Origin of the sequence: Gleimia europaea ACS-120-V-Col10b (genome assembly GCF_000411155.1) — a bacterium.
Classification (GTDB): domain Bacteria; phylum Actinomycetota; class Actinomycetes; order Actinomycetales; family Actinomycetaceae; genus Gleimia; species Gleimia europaea_B.
Map to the genome: position 1 here is coordinate 1,351,289 of NZ_KE150266.1, position 12,102 is coordinate 1,363,390.

A 12,102-nucleotide genomic window follows, 5' to 3' on the forward strand; every position below is an offset into this window, starting at 1 on the left:
GACACTTCGACTCTACCGAAGGCTGTATCCGCTCGCATGCCGGTGAGACCTATATCTCCGGCGCGCTATTTTACAAGCGGAGATGGATTGATTTGCAAATTAGCTTTCGTTTCGTTGATATGTTGCGCTTTTGTGGAACAATGATTGTGGCTCATTACATGACATTAAGGTTGAGTAAATAAAAATGCCCGCTCTGTTACTTGAACCAGATTTGATCCGCCGTTTACGAAAAGATCTCGTTGCCGCCCGGTTTTATGTAGACGACGTGAACGCTTTGTTTGGCGAGGTAGCGGCTAACGCTCTGCTTCGAAATGAGCGGGTGCCAGCGTTGCTGGCGGCTCGTCGCGGCGAGGGTGATCTGAGCGTATTGGCGCGGCTGTTCGTGCTGTGGGATGAGGTTCCCACCGCTGAGGTGGGTAGGGCACTGCCGACGGTGGGTGTGGACGGTCTGGTGCGTTTGGGCCTTGTGGAAGAACGCGAGGGCAAGGTGCGCGGCCTTGTTCAGTTGCAACCGCACGAGGCGGTGAGTGGTAAGGCCGAGTTCAACTGGTGGATTGCGTCGGATTTGGGTGAGGGCCTCACCGGCATGGCACCGCGTCGCGACCACGTGCTTGGAATCGGCGGCGCCACGCGCACACTTTTACAGCTGACGCCGCGCGATCGGGTGGATAGCGTACTGGATTTAGGAACGGGCTGTGGCGTGCTGGCAATGTACGCCACAATGCATGCTAATCGCGTGGTGGCAACGGATTTGTCGGGCCGCGCGCTTGATTTTGCCCGCTTTAACTTCGCGTTGAATGAGCTGGACATCGAAGCCCGCGAGGGTTCTTTGTATGACCCGGTGGAGGGTGAGCAGTTCGATCTGATCATGTCGAACCCTCCGTTTGTGATCACCCCGGATTCACTGCGCAGTGCCGGCCTCGTGGAATATCGCGACGGCGGTCGCACGGGTGATGATTTGATGAAAGAGGTTGTGACGGGCGCAGCGAATCACTTGAAGGTGGGCGGACGCGCGCTGCTGCTAGGAAACTGGGAGATCTCGGAGCAATGGGATCGGCATCCGCGAACCTGGCTGGAAACAGCGGGTTTGAACGGCTGGGTGGTGCAGCGCGAACAGTTGGATTCGGCTCAGTATGTGGAAATGTGGATGCGCGATAACGGCGCGCGACTGGCGAAGAGCCCTGCCGAGTACGAGGAAGCCTTCGCCCTGTGGATTCAGGATTTTGAGCGCCGGGGCGTGGAAGCCGTGGGGCTGGGCATGGTGGCCCTGCAGCGCGGCCCAGAGGCGCCTTCGATTATCTGTGAACAGGTGGTGACCTCTCAAAGCGCTTCGGGCGACTACGTTAGTAGCGCGATGAACGAAATCTTCCGGTTCGAGATAACGCCAGAAACTTCCGAAGATGCTGTATTTGTGCGGGAAAGCGATGTGCGCGAAGAGCGTCATTACGAGCCGGGCGCCACGGATCCGCAGGTGATTATCGCGACGCAAGGAGGCGGGTTTGGCAGGCGAATCCAGTTGAACTCGTGGATGTCAGCGGTGCTGGGCGCGTGCGATGGGGAGTTGGCGATTGGCCAGATCATTTCGGCTTTGCACGTGCTGACGGACGAGGATCGAGATGCGATCTCAGAACATGTGTACAGCCAGCTTGGGCTGCTTGTGCGGGCTGGTATGTTGAAGCGGGTGAGGGCCTGATACGCGTTTTATATGTTTTTCTGGTTGGCGTCTGTGATAAGACTTGTGCAAAAGTGTATGTAACCGGCGTTTCGGGTTCGGCTTATAGAGAATGATCCGTATCCGCTCGCAGCGGAAGGAAGAGGAAAAAGTGGCGGGTAACAAACTCGTTATTGTGGAGTCTCCAGCCAAGGCGAAGACGATTGCTAACTATCTTGGCCCTGACTTTACTGTCTTAGCCTCGGTTGGGCACATTCGTGATTTGCCACAGCCTTCGGAACTTCCTGCTGACATGAAGAAGGGACCGCTCGGTAAGTTCGCCGTGGATGTCGAAAACGATTTTGCGCCCTACTACATGGTGAATCCGGACAAGAAGAAGACGGTTACGCAGCTGCGCCGCGCGCTTAAAGAGGCCGACGAACTTTATCTCGCAACGGATGAGGACCGCGAGGGTGAGGCCATCGCGTGGCACCTTTTGGAGGTTTTGAAGCCGAAGGTGCCGGTTAAGCGGATGGTGTTCAATGAGATCACGAAAGACGCGGTGACGGCGGCGCTTGAGAATACGCGCGATATTGATACCCGTCTGGTTGATGCGCAAGAGACGCGCCGCATCCTCGATCGTTTGGTTGGCTACGAGGTTTCCCCAGTGCTTTGGCGCAAGGTGAATCGCGGGCTATCGGCGGGCCGCGTGCAGTCTGTGGCTACGCGCCTGGTGGTTGATCGTGAGCGCGAGCGCATGGCTCACGTTGCCGCTAATTATTGGGATATTGAGGCCGAGTTCGAGGCCGATAGTAAGTTCACCGCCCGGGTTAGTCAGGTGGATGGATTGCGCGTGGCGCAGGGCCGCGATTTTGGCGATGACGGCCAACTGAAGAAGCCGCTTGAGGTTTTGCACTTGAACGAGGACGCCGCTAAGGCGCTCGCGGATGTGCTTTCCGGCCTGGGCACGGGTGGCGCGAAGATTTTGTCGGTTGAACAAAAGCCGTATAAGAGGCGCCCGGCTGCTCCGTTTACAACCTCGACGTTGCAACAGGAGGCCGGCCGCAAGCTGCGTTGGAATTCGCGCGACACGATGCGCACGGCCCAGTCGCTGTACGAAAACGGTTACATCACGTATATGCGTACGGATTCTACGGCGTTGTCGAAGGAGGCCATTTCGGCGGCGCGGACGCAGGCTCGCGAAATGTTTGGGGCAGATTCGGTGCCGTCGTCAGCGCGGGTTTATGCGAAGAAGGCGAAGGGTGCGCAGGAGGCTCATGAGGCTATCCGTCCGGCGGGGAATCATTTCCGCACTCCGGCTGAGCTTGCGTCGAAGCTAAGTTCAGCTCAGCTTGCCCTTTACGATTTGATTTGGAAGCGCACGCTGGCCTCGCAGATGACGGACGCTACGGGCACTACGGACACGCTCCGGATTGGGATGCGCACGCCTTCGATGAGCGAGGTGGGCCCGCTCGCCTCCGGGGAGCACGATGTGACGGCCTCAGTTTCGGGTACGGTAATCACGCATCGCGGTTTTTTGGCGGCGTATGAGGAGGGCCGGGACGCGGAGCGCTACGCGGATAAGCAATCCGGAGATCAGCGTTTGCCGAAGTTGGGCGAGGGCGCACTGGTTGACGTGGTGAGCGCATCTGCTGAGGGGCATGAGACTACGCCACCGCCGCGTTACACGGAGGCTTCGCTTGTGCGGGCGATGGAAGAGCGCGGCATTGGCCGCCCCTCGACGTACGCGGCAACGATCTCGGTGATTACGGATCGCGGTTACGTGACTAAGCGCGGGCAGGCGCTGGTTCCGTCTTGGCTGGCGTTCTCGGTAACGAGGCTACTGGAGCAGCATTTTGGCAATCTTGTGGACTACGATTTCACGGCTTCGATGGAGCAGGGTCTAGACCATATTGCGGCTGGGGATCAAAACGCGGTGGCTTGGCTCAAGTCGTTCTACCTGGGTGAGGGCGATGAGGCGCCAAAGGTTTCGGCGGACGGCAAGGGGCTTCGCCACCAGGTTGAGTCGCTTGGCGATATTGATGCGCGTGCGGTGAACTCGCTTGATTTGGGTGGAGGCGTGACGGTTCGTGTGGGTCGTTACGGGCCGTATTTGGAACGCGAGGATGAGACGCGTGCGAATATTCCAAGCGATGTTGCCCCCGATGAATTAACGCCGCAGAAGGTCGCGGAGCTGTTCAAGGAAGCTGAGAATGACGGCCGCGTGCTGGGCATGAATCCGGAGAATGGCCGCGACATTGTGGCAATGAATGGCCGTTTTGGCCCCTACGTTTCTGAGGTCATTACCGAGGAGGAGCAGGCGGGCTCGAAGAAGAAGATCAAGCCCGCTACGGCCTCCCTGTTCAAGTCAATGGATTTGGCAACGGTGTCGCTGGAGGAGGCTTTGCAGCTTTTGTCTTTGCCGCGCGAGATTGGCAAGGATGAGGAGGGCACGCCGATTACCGCGCAGAATGGCCGGTATGGGCCCTACATTAAGCGCGGCACGGATTCGCGTTCTTTGGAGAGCGAGGAGCAGATTTTCTCGCTAAACCTTGAGGACGCTCTGGCGTTGCTTGCCCAGCCGAAGACGCGAGGCCGCAGGGCCGCGAAGCCGCCGTTGCGAGAGTTTGGTTTGGACCCGGTTTCGCAAAAGAAGGTCACGGTTAAGGATGGTCGTTGGGGCCCGTATATCACGGACGGTACTACCAACATTTCCGTGCCGAGTAGTGAAAGCGTTGAGGGGCTTTCCGAAGAGCGCGCTTTTGAGCTTTTGGCGGAAAAGCGCGCGAAGGGGCCAGTTAAGCGGCCCGCGCGAAAGACTGCCACGAAGAAGAAAACCACCAAAAAGACAACTGCTAAGAAGCCTGCCGCGAAGAAGGCGTCTGAGTAGTAGTTAGTGAGGCCGGGTGGGCGGATTTAAGAATCTTGTCCTACCCTCATGCGAGGATATTTACATGAGTTCAACTGTTACCTACCCCGGCTTGTTCATCACATTCGAGGGCGGCGATTCTTGCGGTAAATCTACACAGATCGCGTCAACCAAGCAGTGGCTAGAGGAAAGCGGGATTGCCCCACTACTTACCCGCGAGCCGGGTGGCACTGAGCTGGGGGAGAAGTTGCGCGAACTCATCATTCACGGCCCAGATGACATGGATTCGCACACGGAGGCCCTGCTGTATTCCGCGCAACGCGCCTACCATATGGAAACGAAGGTGCGGCCGGCACTACTTCGTGGCGAGGTGGTGTTGCAGGACCGCTACTTGGATTCTTCTGTGGCATACCAAGGTGCTGCGCGGGAGCTGGGCGTAGACGAGATATTGCAGTTGAATCTGTGGGCCGTCAAGGGGTTGTTACCGGACGTGACGATCTTCTTGGACCTGGATCCAGAAGTGGCGTTTGCGCGACGCACGGGCGAGCCAGACCGGTTGGAGCGAGAGCCAAACTCGTTCCAGCATCGCGTTCGCGAGCAGTACTACGAGCTGTCTAAGACCTACCCGGATCGCTACCGTGTGATTGATGCTTCGGGTGATGTTCAGAGCGTTCAGCGCCAGATTCGCCAGGCTTTGGAGCCGTTCATTGAAAAGCATTTGCACGCAGGCAAGGTTGGCCACGCGTGAGTGTTTGGGATGATCTTGTAGGCCAGGCCCGCGCGGTTGAGACGCTGCAGGCTGCGGCAAGGCGTGCCCGCGACATTGTGGAAAATCCCGAAAATTCTGAGAATGCTCGGGCGATGACGCACTCGTGGCTCATCACAGGCCCTCCAGGGTCGGGACGTTCGAGCGTGGCTAGAGCGTTTGCCGCAGCGTTGCAGTGCACCGGAGAAGAGGTAGGGTGCGGTGCCTGCCCAGGATGTACCTCCACGCTTGCCCGCTCAAATGGTGACGTGACGGATGTTGAGACCAGCTCGGTGATCATCCCGATCGAGCAGATTCGTGACCTCGTGTATCAATCGCAGTCGGCACCGTCGCGCGGACGCTGGCGTGTAATCCTCATTGAGGACGCGGACCGCATGATGGAGCGCGGTGCAAACACGCTGCTTAAAGCAATTGAAGAGCCTCCTGAGCGCACGGTTTGGTTGCTTTGTACGCCGAGCCCGGAAGACATGATCACCACGATCCGCTCGCGCTGTAGGCATTTGGCGCTTCGCATCCCGCCGGCTGGTGATGTGGCGCAGCTTTTGACGGATAAGTACGGGGTAGCTCCCGAGCGGGCCGCTGCTGCCGCGCGTCTTGCGCAGTCCCACATTGGGCGGGCGAAAGGCTTGGCCAGTGACGATGCGAAGATCCGTGAATACCAGGAGCTAATGCACTTAGCGCTGGGGGCCACGTCGATTGGTGAGGCCGTGTTGAACGCGGAAACCTTGATGGCGCGGGCTACGGATATTGAAACGAAACGGCAAGAGACTGCTTTTGAAGCGGAGGAGGCCGAGCTGCGCCGCGCGCTTGGTATTGGTGAGGGCGAATCGATCCCGGCTCACATGCGCTATCACTTTAAGAACTTGAAGGACGAGCAAAAGCGCCAGGCAACGCGCATGCAAAGAGACGCGCTCGACCGTGTTTTACTTGACTTGCTGGCATTCTTTAGAGATCTTCTGGCGGGGCAACTGGGTGCTGAAGTGGGGCAAATTAGCGTGGGTTTGGATGACGCGCTTCGCGACCGGGCGCGGAAACTGAATGTGCATGCGACGTTAGAATGCATTAGCCACGTGGAACGCGCCCGGCAGCTGTTGCAAACTAATACGAAACCGCTCCTGATTATGGAGGCCCTACTAGCGGCGCTTGTGCCAGGGAAGTAGAGGAAAGCGTGAAGAATGTGAAACTCGCGGCAACAGTTGGCGCGTTTACCCTGTTGTTGTCAGCATGTTCTGCTTCGCCGCAGGCGCAGGTGTCGGAGGAAACCGTTCAGATAAACGCTCCCGAACCGACACTTCAAAGCTTTTACGACCAGCGCGTTGAGTGGCAAGATTGCGGCGGGGACGCTTCCGTAGTGGACTTCACGGAGGGGCGTGCAGCGCAGAAAGAGTTCACGTGCGCGAAAGTAACTGTTCCTTTGGAGTATGAGAATCCAGGCAATGGGACCATTGAGTTGCAACTGGTGAAGTACTCGAAGTCTGCAGGCGCTAAACCGCTTGTATTCAACCCGGGCGGGCCTGGAGGCAGCGCGGTTTCGGCGTTGCCAAACATGGTGGATTACACGTTCACTGAAAAGCTAATGAAAGGCTACGACATTGTTGCAGTTGATCCGAGGGGCGTTGGCCTTTCTGCCCCCGTGCGTTGCCTAACTGCGGAGGAAACTGACGAGTTTAGGGCCGAGGATACTCCCGCAACGGTGGAGGAGATCCGCGAAGCGGCTCGCAAGATGGGTGAGACGTGCCTGGAGAAGTCTCCAGAAATGACAAGACATTCTGACTCTGAATCTGCAATGCGAGATATGGATGTAGTTCGCGCTGCGCTAGGGCAGGAAAAGCTTGACTACATGGGTCTTTCTTACGGCACTTTCCTTGGAGCCTTGTACGCGGACACGTTCCCACAACAAGTAGGACGTTTTGTGCTCGATGGGGTGCTCGACCCGTCAATTCCGGTGGACGAGGTGGCAGAGGGCCAGGCCACAGGGTTTGAAAATGTTCTTGCGTTCTGGCTGGATGAGGGTTCTAAGAGGGGACAGATTGCTCTTAAGGGCTCAACGGATCAGATGAAAGAGCAACTGGGCGAGTGGCTTGATTCTTTGGAGGAGGAGCCGCTGACTACCTCTGATCCGAACCGCCCGCTCACCAAGGCATTGGCAACGTCTGCCATCCTCGCCCTCATGTATGACGATTCAACTTGGAACGTGGCGTGGGCGGGGCTTTCGCAGGCGATGAATTCAAAGGACGGGTCTATCTTGCTGCAGGTTGCTGACCTGTATGCGGATAGGCAGGATGACGGTTCTTACAAGACCAACTCGCTTGACGCGTTCACGGTGATTAATTCCTTGGATTACAAGGCGTTGGATGATGAGCAGATGCAGATGTATGCGGATCGAATTTTGCGTAATTCTCCGCTGCTCGGTGAAGGGTTTATCTACTCTTCTGCGTCGATTGCGGGTTGGCCGGTTGAGTCTCGTGACACTCGCCGAGAGGTGAAGGCGAGTGGAGCGGATCCGATTTTGGTGATTGGCACTACGTATGATCCGGCAACTCCGTACTACTGGGCAGAGAGCCTGGCAAAACAGTTGGAGTCTGGCCATCTGCTGAAGGTGGAGGGTTTTAAACACACCGCTTATTCGCGCAAGGCGGGCAACTGCGTGACAGATGCAGTTGATGATTTCATGTTGTCGGGCAAGCTTCCTTCCGAGGGGGCTTCTTGCAAGTTGCCCAAGCAGTGACTATTGCTTCCGTATTGCTGGACTAGCGTTCCGTCTAAGGGACTGAGCGTCCACAGCTTGCTCCTTGTCGATCCAGTAATATCGAGATTGCTGGGTCGGGTGTAGATCACAGTGCGCGGTTTGCCGGTGCGGGGGTTCATTCGCTAGAGTAAGGCTCGTGCCTTGTGGCGTTGCCGCCTTAGCTCAGTCGGCAGAGCGATTCACTCGTAATGAATAGGTCGTGGGTTCGATTCCCACAGGCGGCTCTGAGCCAGCCCCCGCGAAAGCGGGGGCTTTCGCATATCCAGGGACGAACGGTGCGGGAATCCAGCTACCGTCGGCTCCCTTTACTGGCATCAGGTCGTTAGGTGTTAGCCCGTAGTTCATGGCGATCGTCAGCAATTCTTCAGCAGACCACTTTGCGTACCCATGTAGCCTACGTGAGACATTTTGACCGGTCACGCCTAGAAGGTTTCCCAAGTCGCTCCGCGTTTGGTTGTGCAGGAACATGTACTGAGCAACGGTCATGCCAATTGCTCTGTCGAAATTAATTACCTCATCTGCCATGCTTCTATTGTATCAAGTGAACGAAATGTGCACAAGTAAAACATTGACAATCATGTACACGGTTTATAGATTGTATGCATGAACGAAAAACGCACACATGTACTGAAGCAGGGCGATTTGCTCACGGGGCGTGAAGCGGCTGCACGACTGCAAGATGTCTCTTATGCAAAGTTGATGCGCTGGGCGCGGGAGCGCAAAGTTCCCTATGTCGAGAACCTGGCAGGTCGCAAAATGTTTCGCGTCGAGGATATTGAGGCTCTAAACACCTATACGTTCGTTCCCGCGCGCGATGATGATCCTCTCTTGCCGGAAGATCGTGTACTGCCTGGTTTTTCTGTGTCTGGTGGTGAGTCTGGTGAGTGCTGAGGCTGTTCAGTGGGCTTGGCGGGTTGAGTGTCGCCGGTTGAGTGACAAGGTGGTTTTGTTGCGTTTGGCGTGGAAGGCGAATAGTGAGGGTGCTGTTCGTGTTGATCCGGCGCAGGAGTCGGGTGTGACGGGTTTGAGTTTGTCTCGGGTGGAGGCGTCTATTTCTTCTTTGGAGCGTGCAGGTCTTATTGATGCGCGGCGCTGGTCTGATTCGGGTTGTTGGTCGGTTCGCTTGTTGTTAGGGGGTGCGCTGTGAGTATTTTGGCTATGACTTGGGCGTGGGGGTTGGAGGCTTTAGACACGTCGCAGGCGATGGTTCTTTTAGCGTTGGCGGACGCGGCTAACGATGATGGTTTTGCGTGTTGGCCCTCGCAGGAGACTCTTGCTCGCAAGTCGCGCATGTCGGTGCGGTCGGTGAAGCGCCATATCGCAACGTTGCGCGATGTTGGTTTGATCGATGTGGAAACACAATCATCTACTCGCGGTCGTAGGGCTAATTTGTACCGACTTCATGTAGGAGTAGAACCAGACTTTTCTGCGCTAAGTGAGCGTGTCAAGTTGTTTGTGTGTGGGGCTTGATTTCTTAGAGGTATTGGTCGAAGCGGTCGGGGTAGGCCACGGCCATTTGGTTGATGGCTTGTTTCCACCCTGAAACCTTTCCGCCTTCAACGAGCCGGCTAGCTGAAGCGGCGGCTCGTTTACCTTCTTTAGCGCGTTTAGCTGCGCGTTTGTCTTCAATATTGCATATCATCAACCACAGAGTCTTCAACGCGGACTCATCATTGGTGAACTGCACCCGGTTACGAGTGGCTTTACGCAGCTCATTGTTAAACGACTCAATCGAATTCGTCGTGTAGATGACCTTGCGGGCTGCCGGCGGAAACTGCAAGAACGGCACGAACCGCTCCCATGCGTCTTGCCAGACCTTCACAGACCTGGGGTATTTCTCGCCAAACTCAGAGGATGCGAACTCAGCCAGTGCCGCTGCAGCAGTGGATTCATCAGGGGCGGTATAGACCTTCTTCAATGCTGCCGACACGGTCTTGCGGTCGCCGTAGGCCACCCACCGGTTGGCAGCACGAATCAGGTGCACGATACAGGTCTGCACCATCGAACCTGGCCAGGTTGCCTCCACTGCCTCAGGCAAGCCTTTGAGCCCGTCACAGCAGACAATGAAGACGTCTTTGACCCCGCGATTCGACAGGTTGGAGCACACCTGCGCCCAAAAGGATGCTCTTTCTTCCTTGGCGATCCAGAGTCCTAGGATGTGTTTGATTCCGTCGATGTCCACGCCGATGGCCATATAGGCGCTCTTGTTGACTACGCGTCCACCGTCACGGACTTTGATGCGCAATGCGTCAAGGAAGATGACGGGGTAGAACTCGTCGAGCTGGCGGTTTTGCCACACCAGTACCTCATCAAGGACTGCGTCAGTGACAGCGGAAATCGTCTCATGGGAGATATCCACCCGCATGGCGGTGGCCATATGGTGCTGAATATCGCGCACGGTCATGCCGCCGGCATACAAGCTCACGATCATGTCATCGACGTCAGTCAAGCGCCTGGAGCCTTTGGGAACCATGGTGGGAAGAAACGTCCCAGCCCTGTCTCTGGGAACGTCTACGGTAACCGGCCCGTAATTGGAATCAACCGTCTTCGGGTAGGTGCCATTGCGGTGATTATCAGTCCCAGCTGCCGCTTTAGCGTCCCGATCACCGGATTGATAGCCGAGGTGGGCATCCATCTCAGCATTCAAACCTCGGGTAATCGAGGCTTGCAACATGCCGCGCACCAGGTCATTGGCATCCGTGGTGGAAGTGCCCAATTCGTCGATCAGCTTAGCGATTTCAGGGTTAGCAAGAAGCTTCTCCTCAATCGCGTCAATCTTGGCCTTATCAGCCGGGTCTCGTCTTGCCACAGTAGTCATTCTGGCTTATCTCCTTATGCGGGATGGATTCCCACACACAAACCATCAAACACTCTCCGCTAAGTCGCCAAAGGGCCAAATTGGCCCCTAGCAATACTGCGGGTGCGGAGATGGTTGATATTCCGCCAAAGGGCCAAAATGACCCTTTGCGGAATGACGGGTCAGATGAGGCACCCAAGGGGACACCCATGACCCCTACCAAGGGGACACCCATGACCCCTTGCAATATAAGAACCGTAATTAAGAACCACCAAACCAAACCAACGCGCGTGCGCGAGGAAGCGCCGGTAGCGCAAGAGGATGAGTCTTTTGGTCTGGTTCGGTCTGGTGTGGATGCCGAGATTGATTCTTTACCGTTAGAGGCGGATGTGGAGTTGATCGCGCAGTGTCTACCAGCGTTCATGCGGGCGATGGATGCCGGTGGCGCGGTCGCGGTCACGCAGGCGTTGCGTGATTGTTTGGACGCGGGTTGGCAGCCAGGCCAGATTCGCGAGGTGATGAATCAGGCTTTGCCTCCCAATGTCGGACGCTTGTCGCGTTTGGTGTCTTACAGGCTTCGAGAGAACGTGCTTAAGGGCGAACCGCCTGCCCGTAGTGCGGACGAGGACGCGGGCGTTCGTCGAGAGCGTGAGCGCGAGGCGTTGCGCTTGCGTCAAGAGCGCAGCGAGGCTCTTGCAGGCCAGGGTGAGAGCGTGGATGTTGATCCGTTGTGGGAGCAGGCTTGGAGCCAGGTTGTGTCTGAGAACCCGGAGGCGTCTCGCGTGGAGCAGTTGCGCCTGGCGCAGGCACGCCACGAAGTGCTGCTTGGTGGTGAGTCGGCGTGAGTGTGTCGTGGCCGGTGTGGGCGCGTGGGGTAGAGGGTTTAACCCCGGCGCAGTCGTTGGTGTTGTTGGAGCTTGCCCGTTTGGCAGATGCGCGGGACTGGACCAAGCGCGAACTAAACGCCGCAGGTTTCTTCGACGTAGTGAAGCTACCGCGCGTAAAGAAGATCGATACTCAAACTCACCGCGCGTCCTCTCCCGAGTTGGGTTGAACACAAGGCGGCTAATCCCTTCCAGTGGGCTAGCCGCCTTGCGCGCGAGGTCTCGGGTTAAGCATCTTCTCGCGGTAGAACAAGTAACAGGCAGCCTCATCTAAGAGTGGGTAGATGTAAACCAGCTTTGCTACCAAGTCTCTGAAGTGAGTTTAGCCTCGCACTACAGTCGTGAGTCCGCATCACCTTCACACCATAAACAAGTATTCATCGTGT

Annotated in this window: 11 protein-coding genes and 1 tRNA gene; 11 read left to right on the top strand and 1 reads right to left on the bottom strand. The window is 56.8% G+C overall.

The features are described 5' to 3' along the window. The first annotated feature begins 184 nt into the window (after window positions 1-184). From HMPREF9238_RS06135 to HMPREF9238_RS06175, 9 genes are all read left to right on the top strand, one after another. Window positions 185-1,693: a DUF7059 domain-containing protein gene (locus HMPREF9238_RS06135; protein WP_016444588.1), complete on the top strand. Its 1,509-nt coding sequence runs from the start codon at window positions 185-187 to the stop codon at window positions 1,691-1,693. Between the two features lie 130 nt (window positions 1,694-1,823). Then, the gene (gene topA, locus HMPREF9238_RS06140; RefSeq protein ID WP_040316801.1) at window positions 1,824-4,541 is read left to right on the top strand and encodes a type I DNA topoisomerase; all 2,718 of its coding nucleotides are present in this window, start codon (window positions 1,824-1,826) and stop codon (window positions 4,539-4,541) included. Between the two features lie 64 nt (window positions 4,542-4,605). Further along, a complete protein-coding gene (tmk, locus tag HMPREF9238_RS06145; RefSeq protein WP_016444590.1) occupies window positions 4,606-5,268 on the top strand; it encodes a dTMP kinase in 663 nt (220 codons plus the stop codon). After that, the gene (locus HMPREF9238_RS06150) at window positions 5,265-6,446 is read left to right on the top strand and encodes a DNA polymerase III subunit delta' (protein WP_016444591.1); all 1,182 of its coding nucleotides are present in this window, start codon (window positions 5,265-5,267) and stop codon (window positions 6,444-6,446) included. The genes tmk and HMPREF9238_RS06150 overlap by 4 nt, the downstream gene beginning before the upstream one ends. Window positions 6,447-6,454: 8 nt before the next feature. Further along, window positions 6,455-8,014, top strand: coding sequence for an alpha/beta hydrolase (locus tag HMPREF9238_RS06155; RefSeq protein ID WP_016444592.1), 1,560 nt, complete (start codon window positions 6,455-6,457; stop codon window positions 8,012-8,014). A gap of 172 nt (window positions 8,015-8,186) precedes the next feature. Then, window positions 8,187-8,259 (top strand) — tRNA-Thr (locus HMPREF9238_RS06160). Window positions 8,260-8,638: 379 nt separating this feature from the next. Further along, window positions 8,639-8,926: a MerR family transcriptional regulator gene (locus HMPREF9238_RS06165; RefSeq protein ID WP_016444593.1), complete on the top strand. Its 288-nt coding sequence runs from the start codon at window positions 8,639-8,641 to the stop codon at window positions 8,924-8,926. Continuing rightward, window positions 8,916-9,182 carry a hypothetical protein gene (locus HMPREF9238_RS06170; protein WP_156824402.1) on the top strand — a complete coding sequence of 89 codons (267 nt, stop codon included), beginning with the start codon at window positions 8,916-8,918 and terminating at the stop codon, window positions 9,180-9,182. Before HMPREF9238_RS06165 ends, HMPREF9238_RS06170 begins: the two co-directional genes overlap by 11 nt. Beyond that, on the top strand, window positions 9,179-9,505 hold the full coding sequence (locus HMPREF9238_RS06175; RefSeq protein ID WP_016444595.1) for a helix-turn-helix domain-containing protein: 327 nt from the start codon (window positions 9,179-9,181) through the stop codon (window positions 9,503-9,505). Before HMPREF9238_RS06170 ends, HMPREF9238_RS06175 begins: the two co-directional genes overlap by 4 nt. A gap of 4 nt (window positions 9,506-9,509) precedes the next feature. Here the strand turns inward: HMPREF9238_RS06175 and HMPREF9238_RS06180 are convergent, their stop codons facing one another. Then, complete coding sequence (locus HMPREF9238_RS06180; protein WP_016443799.1) at window positions 9,510-10,853, bottom strand: IS256 family transposase; 1,344 nt, start codon at window positions 10,851-10,853, stop codon at window positions 9,510-9,512. A 212-nt stretch (window positions 10,854-11,065) separates the two neighbouring features. Here HMPREF9238_RS06180 and HMPREF9238_RS06185 point away from each other — a divergent pair, with 212 nt between their 5' ends. Then, entirely contained in the window at window positions 11,066-11,677 is a 612-nt protein-coding gene (locus tag HMPREF9238_RS06185) for a hypothetical protein (RefSeq protein ID WP_040316510.1), read from the top strand. Continuing rightward, window positions 11,674-11,886, top strand: a complete 213-nt coding sequence (locus HMPREF9238_RS06190) for a hypothetical protein (protein ID WP_016444597.1) — start codon at window positions 11,674-11,676, stop codon at window positions 11,884-11,886. Before HMPREF9238_RS06185 ends, HMPREF9238_RS06190 begins: the two co-directional genes overlap by 4 nt. Window positions 11,887-12,102 lie beyond the last annotated feature (216 nt).

Bases quoted from the DNA above. Each gene is read 5' to 3' on its own strand.
- HMPREF9238_RS06165 (WP_016444593.1), top strand. From the start codon at position 8,639: ATGAACGAAAAACGCACACATGTACTGAAGCAGGGCGATTTGCTCACG.
- HMPREF9238_RS06135 (WP_016444588.1), top strand. From the start codon at position 185: ATGCCCGCTCTGTTACTTGAACCAGATTTGATCCGCCGTTTACGAAAA.
- HMPREF9238_RS06180 (WP_016443799.1), bottom strand. From the start codon at position 10,853: ATGACTACTGTGGCAAGACGAGACCCGGCTGATAAGGCCAAGATTGAC.
- HMPREF9238_RS06185 (WP_040316510.1), top strand. From the start codon at position 11,066: ATGACCCCTTGCAATATAAGAACCGTAATTAAGAACCACCAAACCAAA.
- tmk (WP_016444590.1), top strand. From the start codon at position 4,606: ATGAGTTCAACTGTTACCTACCCCGGCTTGTTCATCACATTCGAGGGC.